At 65.7% G+C, this 19,714-nt stretch carries 16 protein-coding genes and 1 pseudogene; 11 read left to right on the top strand and 6 right to left on the bottom strand.

Going from position 1 to position 19,714, the window contains the following annotated elements:
• The first annotated feature begins 24 nt into the window (after nucleotides 1-24).
• Nucleotides 25-675 (top strand): dihydrofolate reductase family protein, encoded by a 651-nt coding sequence (locus NFV80_RS16430; protein ID WP_295331345.1) that lies wholly within the window; start codon nucleotides 25-27, stop codon nucleotides 673-675.
• Nucleotides 676-936: 261 nt separating this feature from the next.
• On the top strand, nucleotides 937-1,521 hold the full coding sequence (locus tag NFV80_RS16425) for a DUF2269 family protein (protein WP_295331344.1): 585 nt from the start codon (nucleotides 937-939) through the stop codon (nucleotides 1,519-1,521).
• A gap of 618 nt (nucleotides 1,522-2,139) precedes the next feature.
• Here NFV80_RS16425 and NFV80_RS16420 read toward each other — a convergent pair.
• The gene (locus tag NFV80_RS16420) at nucleotides 2,140-3,267 is read right to left on the bottom strand and encodes a vanadium-dependent haloperoxidase (protein WP_296759378.1); all 1,128 of its coding nucleotides are present in this window, start codon (nucleotides 3,265-3,267) and stop codon (nucleotides 2,140-2,142) included.
• 42 nt (nucleotides 3,268-3,309) lie between these two features.
• The gene (locus tag NFV80_RS16415) at nucleotides 3,310-3,510 is read right to left on the bottom strand and encodes a DUF3455 domain-containing protein (RefSeq protein ID WP_295331341.1); all 201 of its coding nucleotides are present in this window, start codon (nucleotides 3,508-3,510) and stop codon (nucleotides 3,310-3,312) included.
• On the opposite strand from NFV80_RS16415, the pseudogene NFV80_RS16410 reads away from it, so the two are divergent.
• Together NFV80_RS16410 and NFV80_RS16405 are read left to right on the top strand one after the other, a co-directional pair.
• Nucleotides 3,499-3,884 (top strand): annotated as a pseudogene (locus NFV80_RS16410) (AraC family transcriptional regulator); the annotation flags it as partial. The gene NFV80_RS16415 and the pseudogene NFV80_RS16410 overlap by 12 nt on opposite strands.
• A gap of 207 nt (nucleotides 3,885-4,091) precedes the next feature.
• Nucleotides 4,092-4,355 (top strand): hypothetical protein, encoded by a 264-nt coding sequence (locus tag NFV80_RS16405; RefSeq protein ID WP_295331339.1) that lies wholly within the window; start codon nucleotides 4,092-4,094, stop codon nucleotides 4,353-4,355.
• A 109-nt stretch (nucleotides 4,356-4,464) separates the two neighbouring features.
• On the opposite strand, the gene NFV80_RS16400 is transcribed toward NFV80_RS16405, so the two are convergent.
• Nucleotides 4,465-5,412, bottom strand: a complete 948-nt coding sequence (locus NFV80_RS16400; protein ID WP_296759375.1) for a LysR substrate-binding domain-containing protein — start codon at nucleotides 5,410-5,412, stop codon at nucleotides 4,465-4,467.
• Between the two features lie 125 nt (nucleotides 5,413-5,537).
• On the opposite strand from NFV80_RS16400, the gene NFV80_RS16395 reads away from it, so the two are divergent.
• Nucleotides 5,538-6,065 carry a hypothetical protein gene (locus NFV80_RS16395; protein ID WP_295331335.1) on the top strand — a complete coding sequence of 176 codons (528 nt, stop codon included), beginning with the start codon at nucleotides 5,538-5,540 and terminating at the stop codon, nucleotides 6,063-6,065.
• A gap of 140 nt (nucleotides 6,066-6,205) precedes the next feature.
• Here the strand turns inward: NFV80_RS16395 and NFV80_RS16390 are convergent, their stop codons facing one another.
• From NFV80_RS16390 to NFV80_RS16380, 3 genes are all read right to left on the bottom strand, one after another.
• On the bottom strand, nucleotides 6,206-6,514 hold the full coding sequence (locus NFV80_RS16390; RefSeq protein WP_296759372.1) for a hypothetical protein: 309 nt from the start codon (nucleotides 6,512-6,514) through the stop codon (nucleotides 6,206-6,208).
• Nucleotides 6,515-6,529: 15 nt separating this feature from the next.
• Entirely contained in the window at nucleotides 6,530-6,883 is a 354-nt protein-coding gene (locus NFV80_RS16385) for a hypothetical protein (RefSeq protein ID WP_366143446.1), read from the bottom strand.
• 183 nt (nucleotides 6,884-7,066) lie between these two features.
• Nucleotides 7,067-7,489 (bottom strand): hypothetical protein, encoded by a 423-nt coding sequence (locus tag NFV80_RS16380; RefSeq protein WP_295331331.1) that lies wholly within the window; start codon nucleotides 7,487-7,489, stop codon nucleotides 7,067-7,069.
• A gap of 351 nt (nucleotides 7,490-7,840) precedes the next feature.
• On the opposite strand from NFV80_RS16380, the gene NFV80_RS16375 reads away from it, so the two are divergent.
• The 6 genes from NFV80_RS16375 to NFV80_RS16350 all read left to right on the top strand — a co-directional run bounded on the left by NFV80_RS16375 (nucleotide 7,841) and on the right by NFV80_RS16350 (nucleotide 19,657).
• Nucleotides 7,841-8,968 (top strand): hypothetical protein, encoded by a 1,128-nt coding sequence (locus tag NFV80_RS16375; RefSeq protein WP_295331329.1) that lies wholly within the window; start codon nucleotides 7,841-7,843, stop codon nucleotides 8,966-8,968.
• A gap of 103 nt (nucleotides 8,969-9,071) precedes the next feature.
• Nucleotides 9,072-10,613, top strand: coding sequence for an efflux transporter outer membrane subunit (locus tag NFV80_RS16370; RefSeq protein WP_295331328.1), 1,542 nt, complete (start codon nucleotides 9,072-9,074; stop codon nucleotides 10,611-10,613).
• 37 nt (nucleotides 10,614-10,650) lie between these two features.
• Entirely contained in the window at nucleotides 10,651-11,835 is a 1,185-nt protein-coding gene (locus NFV80_RS16365; protein WP_295331327.1) for an efflux RND transporter periplasmic adaptor subunit, read from the top strand.
• A gap of 17 nt (nucleotides 11,836-11,852) precedes the next feature.
• Nucleotides 11,853-15,053: an efflux RND transporter permease subunit gene (locus NFV80_RS16360; RefSeq protein WP_295331326.1), complete on the top strand. Its 3,201-nt coding sequence runs from the start codon at nucleotides 11,853-11,855 to the stop codon at nucleotides 15,051-15,053.
• 30 nt (nucleotides 15,054-15,083) lie between these two features.
• Nucleotides 15,084-18,263, top strand: coding sequence for an efflux RND transporter permease subunit (locus NFV80_RS16355; protein ID WP_366143445.1), 3,180 nt, complete (start codon nucleotides 15,084-15,086; stop codon nucleotides 18,261-18,263).
• Nucleotides 18,260-19,657: a TPM domain-containing protein gene (locus NFV80_RS16350; protein ID WP_295331325.1), complete on the top strand. Its 1,398-nt coding sequence runs from the start codon at nucleotides 18,260-18,262 to the stop codon at nucleotides 19,655-19,657. The genes NFV80_RS16355 and NFV80_RS16350 overlap by 4 nt, the downstream gene beginning before the upstream one ends.
• The last annotated feature ends 57 nt before the right edge of the window (nucleotides 19,658-19,714 follow it).

The following is a 19,714-nucleotide window of genomic DNA, read 5'->3' as shown; positions in this document are numbered from 1 at the left end:
GATTACGTACCCCCGGGAGACATCATGTCGAAGCTTCGTGTAGAGAGTTTCACGATTTCACTGGACGGCTTCGGCGCCGGTCCCGACCAGGACATCAGCAACCCGCTCGGCGTGGGCGGCACGGCTCTTCACGGTTGGGCTTTTTCCACGCGGACGTTCCAGAAAGCGGTGCTTGGCAACGAGGGTGGAACGACGGAAGGAGTCGATGAGGAATTTGCGGCTCGGGGTTTCAGGAACATCGGCGCGTGGATCCTCGGCAGAAACATGTTCGGTCCCGTTCGTGGGCCTTGGCCGGACGAGAACTGGCGGGGTTGGTGGGGGGAGAACCCGGTGTATCACGTCCCCGTCTTCGTGCTGACCAACCATGCACGTGCACCGCTGGTGATGGAAGGCGGAACGACCTTCCACTTCGTGACGGACGGCATTGCCGTCGCGCTCGCCCGAGCCCGCGAAGCCGCCGGAGGAAAGGACGTCCGTGTGGGTGGCGGAGTGAACGTCATCCAGCAGTATGTTCGCCAGCGCCTCATCGATGAGATGCACATCGCCATTTCACCAGTCCTGCTCGGTTCCGGCGAGCGACTGTTCGACGGGATAGACCTTCCCGCCTTGGGCTACGCCTGTACCAAACACGTGGCGTCGCCGCTTGCCACCCACGTCGTGCTTACCCGGCAGTGAAGACAGTGACGCGGCGCATCGGCGCCCAACCGACACGCCAAGGCAGGCCGGATCGGGCCGCTGCGGGTGAGCGTTGCACACTTTTCCTCCCAACAGCTTGGGCAGCAGATTTCCCGAGGGCAATAGGGCCAGGCTCATGAAACCTGACCCTGATGGGACTGAACGTACGCCACGGTCCGCGTATGGCCGGAACGCTGCGCCTCAGCCCACAACCCGCGGCCGGCTCTGCTTGCGAACGCATGCACGGACCGAGTAGTCGACTTGATCTATAACCTGCTCAAATTCCTCCACCTCCTGGGAGCCATTCTGATGGGGGCCGGTCTGGTGGCCGTCTGGATGGCCGATCTCCGTTCGCGACAATTACGGGAACTGCTCCCTTTTGCCGAAGCGGTGCGCAACATCGCCGTCTGCTACGACGGCCTGGTCGTGCCGGGGGCTTTGCTGCTTCTTGCCTCCGGTGTATGGATGATCACCAATTTTTACGGCGGCTGGGCCTTCCTCGACATCCCTTGGCTGGCCGGCATGGTCGTCCTGTTCCTCGCCGAGTTCATCGAGGGCAACACGATCACGCGGCTTTACTTCATGCGGCTGCGCCGAATGACTCAGCGCGCCCTTGCCGAGGGGCGATTCACGCCCGAGCTCGAGCACGAACGCGGAAAGCTCGTCCCCTCATTCACGCATTTCCTCGATCTACCTGCGCTCACACTGATCATCGCCTTGGGCGCCTTGAAGCCGGGCTCATGGACGCTGTTTATCGCGGGCTCTGCTCTGGCGGTGGTGATTGCAAGCACTCTGACCGTTCTGATTCCGCGCCTGTATCCATGGTCGGCTAGCGGCGCTCGGTGAGGCGGAGCGAGCGTACGATCTTTTCGTTTCGTCAGCGGACGGCGCTGTTCGCCGGGCTCGTGGTTTGGCCGAGCGGAGATTCTCCCTCACGCAAATCCTGAATGGTGCCCTTGAAACACAAGCGGTGTGGCGCCTGCTCTGCCACGTCGCCCGCCTCGACCATTTCCGCCGATCGGCGGCACAACTCATTCCTGCCCATCGTCGTCTTGATGTCGTGGAAAGACCGGTCGACATCCCATCGCTGGCGGTAGGGGTCCGCGAAATCCGCCGCGGTGTAGGCGCGACGCGTGCATCCATCGCGTGACCCGATAAAGGGATTCGGAACGCATCCCCGGCGCGGTGAACGTGACCTTGGGTTGGCGCAGGGTGAGTTGGTCGGGAAGCGCCTGCCACCGTTCCCCGGACTAACCCGGGTTCGAGTTTCGCCGAGGTTTGGGCCACGTGATGAGCAAGTCGTCCCGCCGCAGCGCTTCGAAGATCATGCGGGCTTCGGTACCGGTGAGCGGCGTATCCGCGAACGCCATACCACCGGCGCCGACAACCCCACAATCGCCTTCCAGGGTTTCGCGCGTCACGACTTTGTTCTTGACGGGGACAGGGGCGGCGCGCGCTCGTGTGTCACTCGGCCGCTTGCTGCAACCGTGCCGCCGCCGGCTCGCCGATACGCCGGCCCATGTCCAGGCCCCTCTCGGTGGAGTTGCGATAATGCACGCCATCGTAGATGCGGGCATTGGCCACTTCCCGCATCGGGTCCTCGACGCTGTGCCAACGCCGCGTGGTGTCTCTGGCAGTGGGGCTGGAGGTAGACAGTACCACGCCGGGCAAGACGTCCAACTGCTCCTTCAGCATCGTGCCAACGGCGGCGGCGAGGATGCAGTGGGCGCATGCGTACTCGGGATGTGACGGTGTGTCGATCAGCGGCCTCCAGGCCGGGTCGCGTTCGGTGCCGTCGTGGCCGTCGATATCGCCGTTGCGCCCGGCGGTGATTGGGCGCCAGAAGTTGTAGTGGTACTTGGCGTCCATGACACTGATCAGCGCATCGTCCATCGCCTGCGCGACCACCGCGTAGAGGCGCGCATTGGTGGTTAGGTCTCGCCCCGGTACGTCGGCCACCGAGCGCAGCAGTCGATGATAGATCGCCGGCAGCGACAACTCCCAGAAGCGCGCGATCTCGGTCTGCTCGGCGCTGCGCGCCGTGCTGTTGCGTCCGCCCAGAGTCTTGACCTCGTTGAAGTCGCGCGCCCACAAGTCGCTGTAGGTGGCTGGGGGCGGCCCGGGACGGAAGCGCGCCGGGCTGTCGATCAGCCAGGCCTTGCGCGAGGCCCACTGGGGCACGGCGGGAATCACTGTCGGCACGTAGGCGCCGGGTGTGGTGTGCGGGCGATACGATTCCGGTGCGGCGGCGCCGTCGGTGGCGCGCGCGGCAAGCACCGCCGCGGCGGGCCGTTCGCCGATGGCGATGCCGGCGTCGCGGGCGGCGGCCACGGCGGCGTCGGCGTTGGGCAACGGTTCGCCGGCCTTCACTCCGGTCGTCGAGACGCGGGTGATCTCGCCCACCGATTCATCCACGGCGGTCTGCACCATGGCCATCAGGCGCACCGCAGGCGGCGTGCCCATTTTCGCCTCCACGATGAATTCGTTGGCACGGGTGTTCCAGTCAGTGATCACGTCAGCGCCAGCTAAAGGCGCCGTGGCGGCGACGAGCAGGCTCGCGAGCGAATGGCAAGTGCGTGTGCGGTTGAACATGGGAAGTCCGTTCGGGAATGAGGGAGATGACTGACGCGCGGCTCAGTGCCGCGCATAGAGGTAGTAGTCGGCACTGTAGGGCACGCGGGCGGTGGCGCCGGTGTTGCCTGGGTCGCAACCTGATGCGGGCGCGGTACCTCCCGCGGTGTTCACGCGTTGGATGCGGGTGACGGCGGAGAAGCGTCCCGGCGGACCGCTGTCGTGCGTGGCGAGCCGCAACCAGGGAATCGAGCCCGCCGCCATCTGGAGTCGCTGCCCGAGGAGGGTGGCAGCGGCTGGCTGGCCGCGTTACGCGACCGTTACGTGGGCCGCGCGATCGCTCGCCTGCACGAGCGGCCGGCTGAGCCATGGACCGCGGACGACCTTGGTCGCGAGGTTGGCCTGTCGCGCTCGGCGCTGCACGCACGCTTCGTCGAACTGTCGGCATGCCGCCGATGCATTACCTGAGCAACTGGCGCATGCAACTGGGCGCCGACCCGCTGCGCGAGAGCAACGCCACCGTCGCGACCATCGCTCAGGAAACCGGCTACGATTCCGAAGCTGCCTTTTCGCGTGCCTTCAAGCGCCTGACCGGCAAGCCTCCGGCGGCGTGGCGGCGGGAACAAAAGGCGGGGTAGGGTGCGGCTGGGGCGGAATGCTTCCCGTCAATCAACGGACCGGGAGTGCTTTCCGGGTGCAGCGATCGGATCTCGTTCGAAGCGGCACCACTGAGGCAACGCGACATGCCGGCTCTACGCTACCGGTGTCCTTCAATGCGCGCTGATCCCGTCTCGGACTCGGGGCTACGGACAAGGCACGGTACGGGGCCGATCGCGGATCTCCGAATGGCGCTGAACCAGGGGCCGCTGCTCGGCGGATCGCGCTTCCTCGACAGTGTCGAAAGGATCACCGGGCAGCGGCGCGAGCTCAGACCCGGAGGGAGACCAGGTAAGCCGGTGGAGGAATCAGCTTCCTTCCGAGCTATGCAATTGTCGATGGACAAATGTCGATGGATACTGGAGCGTGGCCACTTCTTCCGGTTGGCGGATGACGCCGCGGGGGAGTTGGTGTCGAAGAACGATGAACGCGGATTGGCCGCTGTTCGCTGATTTGCTAGCCAGCGGCCCAGGCGGCCACGATTTCCGCGGGCACTTCGGTCGGGTCCGCGTTTGCGTGGGTGGGCACACGCCTGAGTCGGCGGCGGTTCCGATCCGCTGGTCAGGGACTGTTGGTTTCCGCTCGGAATCCGTCGGCAGCTGCAAGCGGTGCGTCCGCCTGCCTCCCGTGTAGCAGGTAGTCGACAAATGCCTGTGCCGGCAGGGAGAGGATCTTGCTTCTCAGATGTACGACCCGCCACGGCCGGCGCAGCGGGAAACCGGCGACGTCGAGCAGGCAGAGGCCGGCAGCGGCCGGGTCGGGCGGCAAGGCGAAGCGCGACACGACCGTCAGGCCCATGCCGCTGGCGACGAGGTCGCAGATTGCTTCGTTGCTATTGACCGTCAGCTTGACGTCGAGCTTCAGACCCATCTGCGCCAGATGGGTGTCGAGTGTGCGCCGGGAGCCGGAACCCGATTCGCGCAGGATGAACCGCTCTTGCGCCAACGCCGCGAGCTCCACCGGGCGGCCAGAGGCCCAATGACCAGCGGCGGCGACGATGACGATCTCGTTGTCAAGAAAAGGGTGGCTGACGACATCGACGTCCTCCGGCGGATAGATCATGATGTACAGGTCGTCGAGGTTGCTGCGCAGGCGCGAAACGATGCGGTCTCGGTCGCCAATTTCCATCTCGACGTCGATCGCCGGGAAGCGCTGGCAGAAGGCGCCGAGCATGCGCGGCAGGAAGTGCCTCGCGGTGGTCACCAGCGCCAATCGCAGACGGCCGCGCTGCAAGCCCTTGAGGTCGGCGATCGCCGACTCGAAGCGATTCCAGACGTCGTCGAGTTGGCGTACGGTCTTCAGCATTTCTTCGCCGGCGTCCGTCAGTGTCAGCTCGCGGCCTTCCTGCACGAAGAGCGGCAGTCCCAGCGTGTCGACGATCTGCTTGATCTGCAGCGAGACCGCCGGCTGCGTCAGGTGCAGCGCTGCCGCCGCTTTCGTGAAGCTCCGGTGTGCGGCGACCGCGGCAAAAGCTTCGATCTGGCGAAAAGTCAGGCGGCGTCGCGGCATTTATAAGCTATAGCAAATAGTATCGAACATTATTTCTCATTAGACATTATTCAGTGCCGCCGAGACAATAGCGGCGTCGCGCTGGAAGGCCGACATCTGATGACCCAACCGAACAGGAGAATCCCATGCGTCACTACCCCTCGGACAGCGTTGAAGCCGTTGCTCGGGTTGTCTCCCTCGCCTTGCTTGCAGACGGTGGACTGGACAACAGCGAACTGCGAACCCTCGAACGGAACGAGATTCTCGAGCGGCTGCAAATTGGCGACGACACATTCGATCGGGTGTTGCACGAATTCTGCGACGACGTGCTGCTCACGGCACGTGCGCCGAACGTTGGCCAGATCGAACTCGACAGCGAAGCCATCGACGGTCTGCTCTCCGACGTGCGTTCGCCTGCGCTGCAAAAGCAGACACTGCGAGCGATCCTCGACATCGTTGCCGCCGACCAGTGTCTCAATGGCGGTGAGGCCGTTCTCGTTTCGCGGGCGATGAGCCGCTGGCAACTCGATCTGTGTGAGTTGGCAGACGGCGACCCGTGGCGAGCCGAATGCTCTTCCCCATCGGAAGAGGAAGGCTGGGCGGACTTGACGCCGCAGCTGGCGCCTTCTTCAGCCACTTGGCGCGCGTCAGCGCCGACTACCAGCCCAATGTAGCTGGCCATGACGCGGCGATCGTGACCCAGTTCGGCACTCGTTCCGGCGAACGCGAGTTCGCCGGCCCTTTTTCCGATCGGTGGCTCCATCACGGCGATCAATGACCTCAGGATCAGACCGACGAAATACGCGACTTCGCTTTACAGGGCCATGTCCCGCATTGTCCGGTGTTCCCGTTCAAGAACAAAGTTCTGATCACTGGAACGGATACTGGCGAACAGTCCATACTGCTTGGACATGCCGAGATCCCGGGTGAGGAGAAAGCCGTCGATGTCATGCCTCTCGGCCAGTTCGACCGCCTGATTTCGCCGCCCTAGGAAGCAATCGCCGATGGCCGTCGCGCGATCGCGCGACTCCGCCAAGAGCCTTTCGTCGTTCCGCTCGTGGAGCGCTGCATCGGGACCGCAGAGGTGCCAGCGCACGACAATCGTGTAGGCAGTGAAGCCCATTGCCAGGAGCAGCAGTCAGCGCAACACCCAGCGACGGGACATGATTGGTGGTGACGTCTGGACGCGTTCCGGTGCCCGCCGGACGCACCTTTCGCCGACGAAGAATTCGGGGAAGCATCGGCGAATACCGGGGCAATACTCGTCGACGAGCCGGTCGCAAGTTCCGTCCGCCTTGATCCTGACCAGATACTCGTCGAAGGCCTTGCGCGGTTCCGCCGCGTCCTTCGGAAAAGCGGCGGCCAGATCCGGGTGTTCCGAGATCGGGCCGAGCCCCTGGGTCTGTCCGGCCCGTTTCTTGAGATTGAGAATGGCATCGGGAACGTCGAGTAGCGTCGTCTCGACCTCCTTGTGCAGCAGGACGGGAAGCATTTCATCGAGCTTCGTGCTCTTCGCAAGAGCCTGGAGTCCGCACGGAATACGAGCAACACCAGGGACGGGAAGCTCGGCTTTGAGCAGCATGGACCGATTGCCCGCGCTCAGGCCGAACTGTTCACCAGTGAGTCGGCAAAAATGGGCCATGCGCAGGATATGACCACCAGTGTCTCACTGGCGCTACCCGGCAGCCTTGGCGAGTCGGAAAATGGTCTCGTGCTCCCGTTCGACGGTGGTTTCGGACGCGGCTGTGCCTTCCTCGGCGAGGAGGGCAGCACGGCCGGCGAGCGGCTTCTGGCCGTGGCGCAACGGGGTCATCTTGCGGATGGGGGCGACGACTTCCCGCTTGTCGACCGGTTTGGTCCGGGAGTCGGTGGCGCCTGCATCGAGCGCCGCGTAGCCGACTTCCCCTCTGGTCGCTGGCAGTGATCGTGATCGCCGGCACTTCGAAATACCGGCATGACCGCGCACGGCGCCGATGAACTCGTTGCCGCCGGCTGCGGGCGTCATATTGTCGACGTCGATGATGTCGGGCGCGTCGCCGAAGCAGCAGTCCGGCGCTACCCGTGATGCGCTGAAACCGGCCGGATCGATGCTCTCCACCCGCACCACCGGAAGCTGAACGGTGTCCGATCGATTTGCGATTCATCGACGGTCACCGCGGCAAGTTTCATTGCCGGCGTTCTGAACAATTCTTCCGGACTTGCCAGGTCTCGGCAAAGGCTGATCCATGCGGCGATCAGTGCAATTCATTTGCCGCAATTCGTGGAACGCTCACGGCGACAGTATTCACGGCAGAACTCTTCTTCACCGTGGTTCGCGCTGATCGTCTCGCCGCCGCGACGGCTATCGGAGCAGTCTTGCCACAGGAAGGACGAGGGCACGTAGTTGAGCGTTGTTCGTCTCAGTGATTTATCCTCTCGGTCTTCGACATGATTTCCAAAGGGGGGAAAGGTGAGCAACACGCGACGGATCGGAATTTCGTTCATTGCCTTGGCTACGGCAGTGCTGCTGGCACATCCGCCACATGCCCGGGCCGGTCTGCTCAGCAAGCTGGTGGACGGTGGTCCGAAGCGGGTCGAACTGACCGACACTTCGGACAAGGCCGCGGTGTACAAGGACGCTTTCACACGACCCGGTGCGTTTTCGCCGGCCCCCGAACCACCGGCCAACGGTCTCCGGAAGGTCGTGGTGGCTGGCTTCCAGGTGGAATTCGCGACCGAGCAGCAGGCGATCAATCGGGGCCAGGGAGCGGGCGCGGGTCTGGCATCGACGACGGACGTCACCTACACGCTGAAGGGCGTGAGCGACGCGCAGATGCAGGCGGTGACCGACAGGCTGCACGATGCGTTCGTCACGATCCTGCAGGCGCGGGGTTACGAAGTGCTGCCGACCAGTGTGCTCGCGCAGACGGATTACAAGGAAGCGCTGCAGAAGGCCAACCAGCCCCCGGTGCACCACGAGCGCGGAACGGCGATCGACCTCGTCATCACGCCGACCGAAAAGGAAGTCGAGAACGCGAGCGTGATCGTTACGGCGAAGGATACGCCACCGGACGTGTTTTCGCGCTACGGCGCCGGCATGGGGCCGGGCCCGCGCGCCGCGGATACCCTGCAGGCGAACGTGATCCACTTGCGCATGAAGTTGAATTTTGCGCGTTTCGAGGAATCCGGCTGGTTCAATCCGGACATCGACAGCAAGCCGCAGAACATGCTGAGCCCGGGCGGCACCTTCGTGCAGGTCTTCCAGCCCGGCGGCCTGTTCAAGACCTATGCGCTGGCGAACTCGGTGGTGCTGCCACATCGCCTGGCGGATGCGGCCAATCCGGTCGAGGCGAGTTCCGGGCAGACGGCCAAGCGGGCGGCCGGAGGGGCATCGCGGGCGGCAGGCGGGCTGTTGCAGGGTGGTCTGGGCGGCCTGGTCAACATCGCTGCCGGAGCGGTCGCTTCGGCGCACTCGGTGATGGCATCCGGTGATTTCGAGGTGGTGGCCGGAGACAATTATGCTGATGTGGTCACGCAGGACGGCGCGCTGGCGCTGCAGATGATCGCCGAGACGTTTCCGGCGAGCGGCGGGAAGTAGGGCAGGTCGCCGGCGCATGGCGATCGGTCGAAGCGCAGCGCAATCCGCAGGCGATGCTCCGCGGCGTGGCGCGAGTGCCGCTCGCCTGCGGGATCGGGTTTGGTTGGCCTGTGTCTCGACGCTGCTGGCATCCGGCTGCATGCTCGGTCCGGATTACCAGCGTCCGCCAGTGCAGCTCGCCGAAAGCTGGATCGAGGACGGCACGGCGAAGGTCGATTCGGGCCGCGAGCCCGATCGCGAATGGTGGTCGGCGCTCAACGATCCGGTCCTCTCGCGGCTGATCGAACTCGCCTACGAGCAGAACCTCTCGCTGCTGGCAGCCGGCATCCGCGTGCTCGAGGCGCGCGCGCAACTGGGCGTCGCCATCGGTGAGTTCTATCCGCAGCAGCAGCAACTGAACGCGTCGGCGAGCTACAACCGGCTACCGACCTCGCTGCCCTACGCGGTCGTCGACAACACGTTCTGGCAGGCGGCCTTCGGCGCGCAGGTGGGATGGGAACTCGACCTATGGGGAAAAATCCGGCGCGGGATCGAGTCGGCGGGCAGCGCCTTCCTGGCGTCGGTCGCGGCCTATGACGACGTACTGGTCACGCTGACCGGCGACGTGGCGAGTACCTACGTCAGGATCCGCACCCTCGACCAGCAACTCGCAATTGCGCGCGAGAACGTCGTCCGCCAGCGGCAGGCCCTGGCGATTGCCAGCGCGCGCTTCCGCGGAGGGGTGGTCAGCAAGCGTGACGTGTATCAGGCGGAGAACGTGCTCGGTGCGACCGAAGCGGCAATTCCGCAGCTCAACATCGAACGCCGGCGCGCGACCGACGCGCTTTGCGTGCTGCTCGGCATGCCGCCTGCGCCGCTCGACCGTCTGCTCGCCGGCGCATCGGGCATTCCCGTGGCTCCCGAAACGCTGGCCGTGGGCATTCCCGCCGATCTCTTGCGCCGTCGCCCCGACGTGCGCAAGGCGGAACTCCGGGCGGCAGCGCAGTCGGCGCAGATCGGGCTGGCCAAGGGGGATCTCTTTCCCGCTTTCTCGCTGCTCGGCACGATCGGCACGGTGAGTTCCAGCATCGGCCAGCACAGCCTGGGCGCCGGCAGCCTGACGATCGCGGCCGGCCCTGCAGTGCAGTGGAACGTCCTCAACTACGGTCAGATCACCAACAATGTGCGGGCGCAGGACGCGCGCTTCCAGGCGTCGCTGGTCGACTACCAGAACACGGTGTTGAAGGCGCAACAGGAAGTCGAGAACGGAATCAGCGAATTCGGTCAGTCGCGCGACGAGGCGGTCTTTTTGCAGAGAAGCGTCCGGGCGGCAATCGGTGCGCTCGATATCGCCCTGCTGCAGTACAAGGAGGGCACGGCGGACTTCACCACCGTGCTGAATGCCGAGGAGAACCTCTACAAGGCGCAGAACAGTCTGGCGATCGCGCAGGGCAACATTCCGCTCGGCCTGATCAAGGCATATCGGGCGCTGGGGGGCGGCTGGGAAGTGCGGCGCGGCCGGGATCTGGTGCCGGCGGCGACACGCGCGGAAATGGCGAAGCGGACCGACTGGGGCACGCTGCTGGCGCCCGATGCGGTGTCGCAACCGGCCGATCTGCCAGCGCCGGACGACGTGCGGCCGCTGCTCCGGTCACCCGAGTGGTGAGCGGGTACGCTCGATGAAGCGCAGGGAGAAGGGGGAAATGAAGCGATCGACTTCGTGTCGCGGCAGTACGCTGTTCGCTGCGCTTGTCGCGGTGATGGCGACCCTGGCGTTTCCTGGCTGCAGACAGGCGAAGGAGGCGGCCGTAGCGCCGCCGCCGGTGGTCACCGTCACAAGGCCGCTTGCCGAGAGCGTTGCCAACTACCTCGACTTCACCGGCAACACGGCAGCCACCCAGACGGTTTCGGTGGTGGCGCGCGTCGAGGGCTATCTCGAAAAGGTTCACTTCACCGATGGTCAGCAGGTCAGGAAGGGTGATCTGCTGTTTACCATCCAGCAGGCTCAGTACCAGGCGCAGCTCCGGCAGGCGCAGGCGCAGGTGGCGGTGCAGAAAGCCGCGCTCTGGCACGCGAGCACCGAACTGCGGCGGTATGCGGGACTGGTCAAGGAAGACGCAGCGACCGAGACACAGGTCGATCACTGGCGGACCGAGAAGGAACAGGCCGCGGCCCGGCTGATCGCGGCGCAGGCACAGGTCGAGCTGGCGCAACTCAATCTGGGCTACACGCTGGTCCGGGCCCCGATCAGCGGACGCATCGGCCGCCACCTGATCGATCCGGGCAATCTCGTCGGCGGTATCGGGCAGCCATCGGCTCTCGCCGAAATCAACCAGATCGACCCGATCTACGTCTATTTCACGATCGACCAGCGCGAGCTGCTGCGTCTGCTCGAGCGGCACAAGGCGCTGCCCCGGGGCACGATCACCGGCGGCGGCGTGCCGGCGACTTTCGGCATGCTCAGCGAAGACGGCTATCCGCACCAGGGCCATCTCGACTTCGCTTCGATCGGCATCACCCCGACTACCGGCACCCTGCAGGTGCGCGCCATCTTTCCGAACCGCGACGCGGCAGTGCTCCCCGGCCTTTTCGCGCGCGTGCGGATTTCCGCGCTCGCCAGGACCGATGCGCTGCTGGTCCCGGGCGACGCTGTACGCTTCGACCAGCAGGGCGAGTACGTGCTGGTGGTCAACGCGAAGAACATCGTCGAGCGCCGTGGCGTGAAGACCGGCCTGCAGGTCGGCGACCGCCTGGTGATCAGCGAGGGCCTGCAGGCCGACGATGCGGTGATCGTCGAAGGTCTCCTGCAGGCCGTTCCCGGGCGGGAAGTGAATCCGCAGCCGGTCGCGGGCGTTGCGCCCGCGGCGCCGGACAAAGCCGGCAGCTGAATCGCCACGAGGCCGGCATGTCCCGCTTCTTCGTCGAACGGCCGATTCTCGCCAACGTCATCGCGATCGTCACTACCGTACTCGGGCTGGTCTGCCTGTTCACCCTGCCGGTGGCGCAGTATCCGCAGATCGTTCCGCCAACGATCCAGGTGACGACCAGCTATCCCGGCGCCAGCGCCGAAGTGGTGGCGAGCACCGTCGGCATACCGATCGAACAGGCGGTCAATGGCGTCGAGAATTCGATCGCCATGCAATCGACCAGCGGCAGCGACGGCAATTACACGCTGACCCTGACCTTCGCCGTCGGCAGCAACCTGAACACGGCTGTTGCGCTGGTGCAGAATGCGGTCAACAGCGCGCTTTCACAGTTGCCGCAGGAGGTGCAGACGCAGGGGGTGAGCGTGCAGAAGGTGAGCACCAACGTTCTCCTGATCGGCAGCCTGTACTCCGAAGACGACCGTTTCGACGAGACCTTCCTCAGCAATTACGCGATCATCCACCTGCAGAGTCCGCTGGCCCGCCTGCCCGGCGTCGGGCAGGTGCAGATCCTCGGCGCCGGGCCGTACAGCATGCGCATCTGGCTCGATCCGGCAAGGCTCCAGTCCTACGGCCTCACCGTTCTCGACGTGCAGAAAGCGATCCAGAACCAGAACGTCCAGGTTGCCGGTGGGCAACTCGGCGCGGCGCCGGTGCCGTCCGATCAGCTCTTCCAGTTCACGGTGCTGACGCTCGGCCGACTCTCCGACGTCGCCCAGTTCGAGAACATCATCGTCAAGAGCAGGCCGCCAGCGACGCAGGGTGCGCAAGTCAAGGCACCGACGCCGGTCGGCGAGACGGCGGCGATCGTCCGGCTCCGGGACGTGGCGCGGGTCGAACTGAGCCAGCAGACCTTCGCCACCTTTTCCGGCTTGAGCGGAAGGAAAGCGGCGCAGATCAACGTCTTCACGCTGCCCGGGGCGAACGCTCTCAGGGTGGCGGACGAGGTGCGCCGCTCGATGGCGCAACTGCGCGAGCAATTTCCTCCGGGTCTCCAATACACGGCGCTGCTCGACAGCTCGGCGTTCATCGGCGATTCGATCCATGGCGTCTATCTGGCGCTGTTCGAGGCCGGGGTGCTGGTACTGATCGTGATCCTGCTGTTTCTGCAGGACGCGCGTGCGATGCTGGTGCCGGCGACGACGGTACCGGTGACCATCGTCGGCGCCTTTGCGGCGATGGCGGCGCTCGGCTTCACGGTCAACCTGATGACGCTGTTCGCGCTGATCCTGTCGATCGGCATCGTCGTGGACGACGCCATCGTGATCGTCGAGAACACCTCGCGCTACCTGGAGCAGGGTCTGTCGCCCAAGGAGGCGGCGGTGCGGGCGATGGGCGAGCTGAGCGGGCCGATCCTCGGCGTCACGCTGGTGCTGACGGCGGTGTTTCTGCCGGCGTCGTTCCTGCCGGGAATCACCGGCCAGATGTTTCGCCAGTTCGCACTGGTCATCGCCGCGACGGCGATCCTCAGCGCGCTCAATGCGCTGACGCTGAACCCCGCGCAATGCGCGCTCTATTTGCGGGCACCGGCAGGCGAGCGCCGGGCGAACCGCCTGTATCGCGGTTTCAACCGGGTGTACGCCGCCATCGAGCAGCGCTACGTCGGCGCCGTGCGGTGGACGACGACGCATCCGCGCGGCATGCTGGGGCTCTTTCTGGCGATCGTCGGCCTGGCAGCAGTGAGCTTCGTGCGGCAGCCGACGGCGTTTCTGCCGGTCGAGGATCAGGGGTACTGCATCGTCGTCGCCCGCCTGCCGCCGGGAGCGGCGCAGCCGCGCGTGCGCGAGCTGGCAGCGGAGATCGACGCCGTGCTGCGGACCACCGAGGGCGTCAAGGGCTGGGTGACCAGCGGCGGCTACTCGGCGCTCGACTCGGCGACGCTTGCCAACGTCGTCACCGAATACGTGATGTACGAGGACTGGGACAGGCGCCCCGCCGGCTTCTCGCAGGCGAAGCTGGTGGCCATGCTGCGCGAACGGTTCGCCGCCATCCCCAAGGCGGAATTTGCCGTCCTCATCCCGCCGCCGATCCCGGGGCTGGGGCAGGCGGGCGGTTTCGAGATGGTCATCGAGGATCGTTCCAGCCTGGGCCTGCGACCCCTGCAGGAGGTGGTGCGGCAGGTGGTCGTGCAGGCGCAGGCACAGGGCGAACTGCGCGGCGTGACGACGACGTTCAGCGCCGACAGTCCGCAGCTCTACCTGGAAATCGACCGGACCATGGTCGAGTCGCTGGGGGTGACGATCGACGATGTATTTCAGACCCTGCAGACCTATCTCGGCTCGACCTACGTGAACCAGTTCAACAAGTTCAATCAGGGCTTCCAGGTGCGCATGCAGGGCGAGGCGGAGCAGCGGCGGCGGCTGTCGGACATCGCCGGCCTCTACGTTGCCAACCGCAGCGGACAGATGCTGCCGCTCGGCACGCTGGTCAAGGTTCGTCGCATGCTCGGTTCGGAGCTGATCAGCCGTTACAACCTCTATCCCGCCGCGTCGCTGGTCGGCAGCGCCGTACCCGGCTTCAGCTCGGGCGAGGCGCTCGCCGCCATGCAGCGAGTGGCCGTCGCCCATCTGCCGCCGGGCGTCGGCTACGACTGGACGGGCCTGGCCTACCAGGAGAAGCTGATCGGCAATCAGGCGTATCTGATCTTCGCGCTGTCGCTGGCGCTGGTCTTCCTGGTGCTGGCGGGACAATACGAAAGCTGGAGCGATCCGGCGGCAGTGATCCTGACCGTGCCGATGGCGCTGGCGGGGGTGGTCGTCGCCCTGCTCGTGCGCGGCTTTCCGGTCGATCTTTACACGCAGATCGGTCTCGTCCTGATGATCGCACTGGCGGCGAAGAACGCCATCCTGATCGTCGAGTTTGCCAAGCAGCTTCGCGCCGAAGGCATGCCGGTGGTGGACGCGGCGGTCGAGGCGGCACGCCGCCGTTTCCGGCCGATCGTCATGACCTCGCTGGCGTTCATCCTCGGTGTCGTGCCCCTGCTCACCGCCACCGGCGCCGGCGCGGCCAGCCAGCAGGCACTCGGCACCGTCGTCTTCGGCGGCATGCTCGCCTCGACCTTGCTCGCCGTTCCCTTCGTTCCCGGCTTCTATGTCGTCCTCGAAACTCTTGCCGAGCGCCGCAAGGCGGGCAAGGGCGCGACGGGTGAAGACGCGCCGACGCGGATTGCCGACGCGGGCTAGGCGAGCGGTCGGCGAACGCACTCCCCGATCATGTCCCGATTCTTCATCGACCGGCCCATTCTGGCCAACGTCATCGCCATCGTCACGCTGCTGCTCGGGGCGGTCTGCCTGTACGGCCTGCCGGTCGCCCAGTATCCCCAGATCGTGCCGCCGACGATCCAGGTGTCAACCAACTACGCCGGCGCCAATGCGGAAACGGTGGCAAGCACGATCGGCATTCCGCTCGAGCAGGCGATCAACGGTCTGGAAAATTCGATCTACCTGCAATCGACCAGCGGCAGCGACGGCAGCTACACGCTGACCGTGACCTTCACCATCGGCACCGACCTCGACACCTCGCTCGCGCTGGTGCAGAACGCGGTAAACAGCGCCGTGCCGCAACTGCCGCAGGCGGTGCGGGCGCAGGGAGTGAACGTGCGCAAGGTGAGCACCAACATTCTGCTCATCGAAAGTCTCTACTCGGCGGACGATCGCTTCGACGAAACCTTCCTGAACAACTACGCGCTGATCCATCTGGTCAGCCCGCTCGCCCGGCTGCCGGGCGTCGGCCAGGTGCAAATCTTCGGTGGTGCGCCCTATAGCCTGCGCGTCTGGCTCGATCCGGGGAAGATGCGGGCCTTCGGACTGACCACCACGCAGGTGCAGAAAGCGATCGAAAGTCAGAACGCGCAGGTGGTGGCCGGGCAGATCGGCGGCGCGCCGACGGCGGCGGACCAGATCTTCCAGTTCACGGTCAACGCGCTCGGGCGGCTGTCGGACGTCGCGCAGTTCGCGGACATCATCCTCAGGAGCGAGCCGCCGTCGAATCGCAGCCCGTCAGGCTCGGCCGCCGCGCAGCCGATGCAGAGCGCTTCGCTGGTGCGCCTGAAGGACGTTGCCCGCGTCGAACTGGGGCAGCAGGCGTTCTCGGTCTTCTCCCGGCTGAATGGCAGGAAGGCGGCGCACGTGGCGGTCTTCGCGCTGCCCGGCGCCAACGCGCTGCAGGTGGCGAGCGAGGTGCGCGCACGCATGGCGGAAATGAGCAGGCTCTTTCCGCCCGGCCTCGAACACGATTCCCTCTACGACACGACCGTTTTCATCGATCAGTCGATCGGCGCCGTCTACGAGACGCTGTTCGAGGCCGGGGTGCTGGTACTGATCGTGATCCTGCTGTTTCTGCAGGACGCGCGTGCGATGCTGGTGCCGGCGACGACGGTACCGGTGACCATCGTCGGCGCCTTTGCGGCGATGGCGGCGCTCGGCTTCACGGTCAACCTGATGACGCTGTTCGCGCTGATCCTGTCGATCGGCATCGTCGTGGACGACGCCATCGTGATCGTCGAGAACACCTCGCGCTACCTGGAGCAGGGTCTGTCGCCCAAGGAGGCGGCGGTGCGGGCGATGGGCGAGCTGAGCGGGCCGATCCTCGGCGTCACGCTGGTGCTGACGGCGGTGTTTCTGCCGGCGTCGTTCCTGCCGGGAATCACCGGCCAGATGTTTCGCCAGTTCGCACTGGTCATCGCCGCGACGGCGATCCTCAGCGCGCTCAATGCGCTGACGCTGAAGCCGGCGCAGTGTGCGCTGTACCTCAGGCCGCGGCCGGCGGAGCAGCGCGTCAACCGCTTCTACCGCGGCTTCAACCGCGCCTACGCGGCGCTGGAAGGTCGTTACCTTGCGTTGGTGAGCTGGATCGCGCAACGGCCGCGTCGCATGGCCTGCGTCTTTGTTGCCGTCGTCGGCAGCGCTGCTGCCGTTTTCGCGGTCTATCCGACGGCATTGATGCCGCTCGAGGACCAGGGCTACTGCGTCGTCACCGCCCGCCTTCCTCCCGGCGCCGCGCAGCCGCGCGTGCGCGAGCTTGCCGAGCGAATCGATGCCGTTCTCGGGGGGGCCGCCGGAGTCAAGGGCTGGGTAACCATCGGCGGCTATTCGGCGCTCGATTCGGCCAAGCTCGCCAACGCGGTCACGACTTTCGTCGTCTTCGACGACTGGGCCAGGCGCCCGCCCGGGTTTTCGCAATTGCAGCTCATCGGCGACCTGCAGCAGAAGTTCCGCTCGCTGCCGCAGGCGACGTTCGGCGTTCTGCCGCCGTCGCCCATTCCGGGCCTGGGAATCGCCTTCGGCTTCCAGATGATGATCGAGGATCGCGGCGGCCTCGGTGCCCGCCCGTTGCAGGCGGCGACCAACGATCTGCTGGCACGGGCCAGCGAAGAGCCCGGTTTCCTCCGGCTCGGCTTCACCACCTTCGACGCGAACAGTCCGCAACTCTACCTCGATGTCGACCGGACCATGGCGAGAACGCTCGGAGTCACCATCGACGATCTGTTCCACACGGTGCAGACCTACCTCGGCTCGACCTACGTGAACCAGTTCAACCGCTTCGATCAGAGTTTCCAGGTGCGCATGCAGGCCGACGGGGAGTATCGCCGACGCCTGTCGGACATCCGCAGTCTTGCAGTGGCCAATCGCGATGGGCAGATGGTACCGCTCGGGGCGCTGCTCGATCTGCACCCGACGCTCGGATCCGAGCTGATCTATCGCTACAACCTGTATCCGGCAGCGGCGCTGATCGGCATCCCGCTGCCAAGATACAGCTCGGGCGAGGCGCTGGAGCGGATGCACGGCTTCGCCTCGAGCGCGCTGCCGGCGGGAATGGCCTACGAATGGACGGGACTCGCCTATCAGGAGCAACTGATGGGCAGGCAGTCGTACTTTCTGTTCGCGCTGGCCATCACCCTGGTCTTCCTGGTGCTCGCAGCGCAGTACGAAAGCTGGATCGACCCCGCGGCGGTGATCCTGACCGTGCCGATGGCACTCGTCGGAATCGTCCTCGCGCTGCTCGTGCGGCGCTTTCCGGTCGATATGTACACGCAGATCGGCCTTGTGCTGATGACCGCCCTTGCCGCCAAGAACGCCATTCTCATCGTCGAGTTCGCGCGCGCGCTGACGGTCGCGGGGATGACTCCGGCCGACGCGGCGATCGAGGCAACGCGGCGCAGATTTCGCCCGATCCTCATGACTTCGGTCGCTTTCCTGCTTGGCGTGGTGCCGCTGCTCACCGCGCGCGGCGCCGGCGCGGCGAGCCAGCAGGCGCTCGGCACTGTCGTTTTCGGCGGCATGCTCGCCTCGACCATTCTCGCGATTCCCTTCGTTTCGGTGTTCTACATCCTGCTCTGCCGCCTCGGCGAGCGCATCGGCTCCGGCTCCCGGCGGGCGGGAGGGGATTCGTGAGGCGTCCGCTGCGCTCTCTTCTCGTCACCTCTCTCGCCTGGCTGCTGCTTTCCTGTACGGCGGCGCTGGCGGCCACTCCGGCTCCGCCGCCGCGCGCCACATCCCTGCTCGTCGATCAGACGAATCTGCTGACGACCGACGAACACGAAGAGATCGACTCGCGGCTGCAGGCAATCGCGGCATCGGGAAAGGCTCAGGTCGGCGTGCTGATCGCCGCCGGCACCGGCGAGGAGACGCTGCCCCAGTACGCCCTGCGCGTCGCCGAGGCATGGCAGCTGGGACGCAGGGGCAGTGACGACGGCGTCCTGATTCTGGTGGTCCCGGCCAGGAACGCGCTGCGCATCGAAGTCGCTTACGGGCTCGAGGGGGTGATCCCGGATGCGCTTGCCGCGCGCTGGATCGACGAAGTGTTTCCCGATCTCGCCGAAAGGCGCGTCGCGCAAGCGCTCCGCGGGGTCCTCGAGCGGATCGAAGCGACGCTTCCCGAGCCAGCGCCGGCGACGAAGCCGAGAACGAATCCGCTCGACGCGCATCCCGAGTGGAAGTTGCCGTTCGTGCTCGTGGTGTTTTCGCCGCTGGCCATCTTCCCGCTGTTCCTGGGAGCCTGGGGCGCGCTGCTCAGTGCGCCGATTCTGGCGGCGATGTATGGAACTGCCGCCTGGGCGCTGTGGGGAACGCAAATCGCCGCCGCCCTTGCCGCTGCCATTTCCCTGCCGCTGCCTTTGCTGTGGCGTCTCAACGGTCGCGAAATCGCCATTTCGCAACCGGTTCTGCGCTGGGCGAGGGCGGTCGGCAACCTTTGCGCGGTCGTCCTCTTCTTCCTCATCCTCACACTTTTCGTAGGCATCGGCCTGGCAGCGGCTGAAGTCGAACAGCTGTGGCCGGCGCCCCTGTTTGCGCTGTTGCTGGCCATCGGGCTGGCAGCGTTTCTTTTCCCGGGGGCAACACGACCCTTGCTGCTGGCGCTGCGCAGCCTGCTTCACTTCGCATTCATGCTCGCGCTCAGCTATGCTGCCCTGTCGTCGATCGACGCCGATCCGGCGCGTCTTGCGGTCGGTGCGTCTGTAGTGTTCACCGTACTGATCGCCATCGGCCTCCTGCTGGACAGTTTCGAAAAGCGGCGACGGTCGGGGCTCGTCGGAGAACCCGCAGCGGTCAGGAACTGGTCATTGTGGTTCATGGCTGCCGCGCTGCTGCTGATGCTGCCGTTTGCCGTGCTGCTGCTGATCCAGGCGCTTCTTGGCGAGGATTTGCACACACGAATCGTGCAGGCAAGCGCGGGTGGCGGATCGATCGCCGCGATCGTCTGGTGGGCTGCCCGGCGGGGATTCTTCGCCCTGCTCGTCGGCCTTGGCGGTCGCTTCGGGGGCGGTGGCGCCGGTCGTGGCGACTGAGCCATTGCGGCCGCGTCGTGCCTGGCGGTCGGGGTCACTGCCAAGGTCGGATCGGAT

This window comes from Accumulibacter sp. (genome assembly GCF_023806565.1).
In the GTDB taxonomy this organism is placed as follows: domain Bacteria; phylum Pseudomonadota; class Gammaproteobacteria; order Burkholderiales; family Rhodocyclaceae; genus Accumulibacter.
This window is presented reverse-complemented; position numbering and strand designations above follow the sequence as displayed.

Excerpts from the sequence above, each read along its gene's own strand:
- NFV80_RS16390 (WP_296759372.1), bottom strand. The coding sequence starts at position 6,514 with ATGGGCTTCACTGCCTACACGATTGTCGTGCGCTGGCACCTCTGCGGT.
- NFV80_RS16355 (WP_366143445.1), top strand. The coding sequence starts at position 15,084 with ATGTCCCGATTCTTCATCGACCGGCCCATTCTGGCCAACGTCATCGCC.
- NFV80_RS16415 (WP_295331341.1), bottom strand. The coding sequence starts at position 3,510 with ATGGCGGCGGGCTCGATTCCCTGGTTGCGGCTCGCCACGCACGACAGC.
- NFV80_RS16420 (WP_296759378.1), bottom strand. The coding sequence starts at position 3,267 with ATGTTCAACCGCACACGCACTTGCCATTCGCTCGCGAGCCTGCTCGTC.
- NFV80_RS16360 (WP_295331326.1), top strand. The coding sequence starts at position 11,853 with ATGTCCCGCTTCTTCGTCGAACGGCCGATTCTCGCCAACGTCATCGCG.
- NFV80_RS16400 (WP_296759375.1), bottom strand. The coding sequence starts at position 5,412 with ATGCCGCGACGCCGCCTGACTTTTCGCCAGATCGAAGCTTTTGCCGCG.
- NFV80_RS16405 (WP_295331339.1), top strand. The coding sequence starts at position 4,092 with ATGGCGCTGAACCAGGGGCCGCTGCTCGGCGGATCGCGCTTCCTCGAC.
- NFV80_RS16385 (WP_366143446.1), bottom strand. The coding sequence starts at position 6,883 with ATGCTTCCCGTCCTGCTGCACAAGGAGGTCGAGACGACGCTACTCGAC.
- NFV80_RS16365 (WP_295331327.1), top strand. The coding sequence starts at position 10,651 with ATGAAGCGATCGACTTCGTGTCGCGGCAGTACGCTGTTCGCTGCGCTT.
- NFV80_RS16395 (WP_295331335.1), top strand. The coding sequence starts at position 5,538 with ATGCGTCACTACCCCTCGGACAGCGTTGAAGCCGTTGCTCGGGTTGTC.
- NFV80_RS16430 (WP_295331345.1), top strand. The coding sequence starts at position 25 with ATGTCGAAGCTTCGTGTAGAGAGTTTCACGATTTCACTGGACGGCTTC.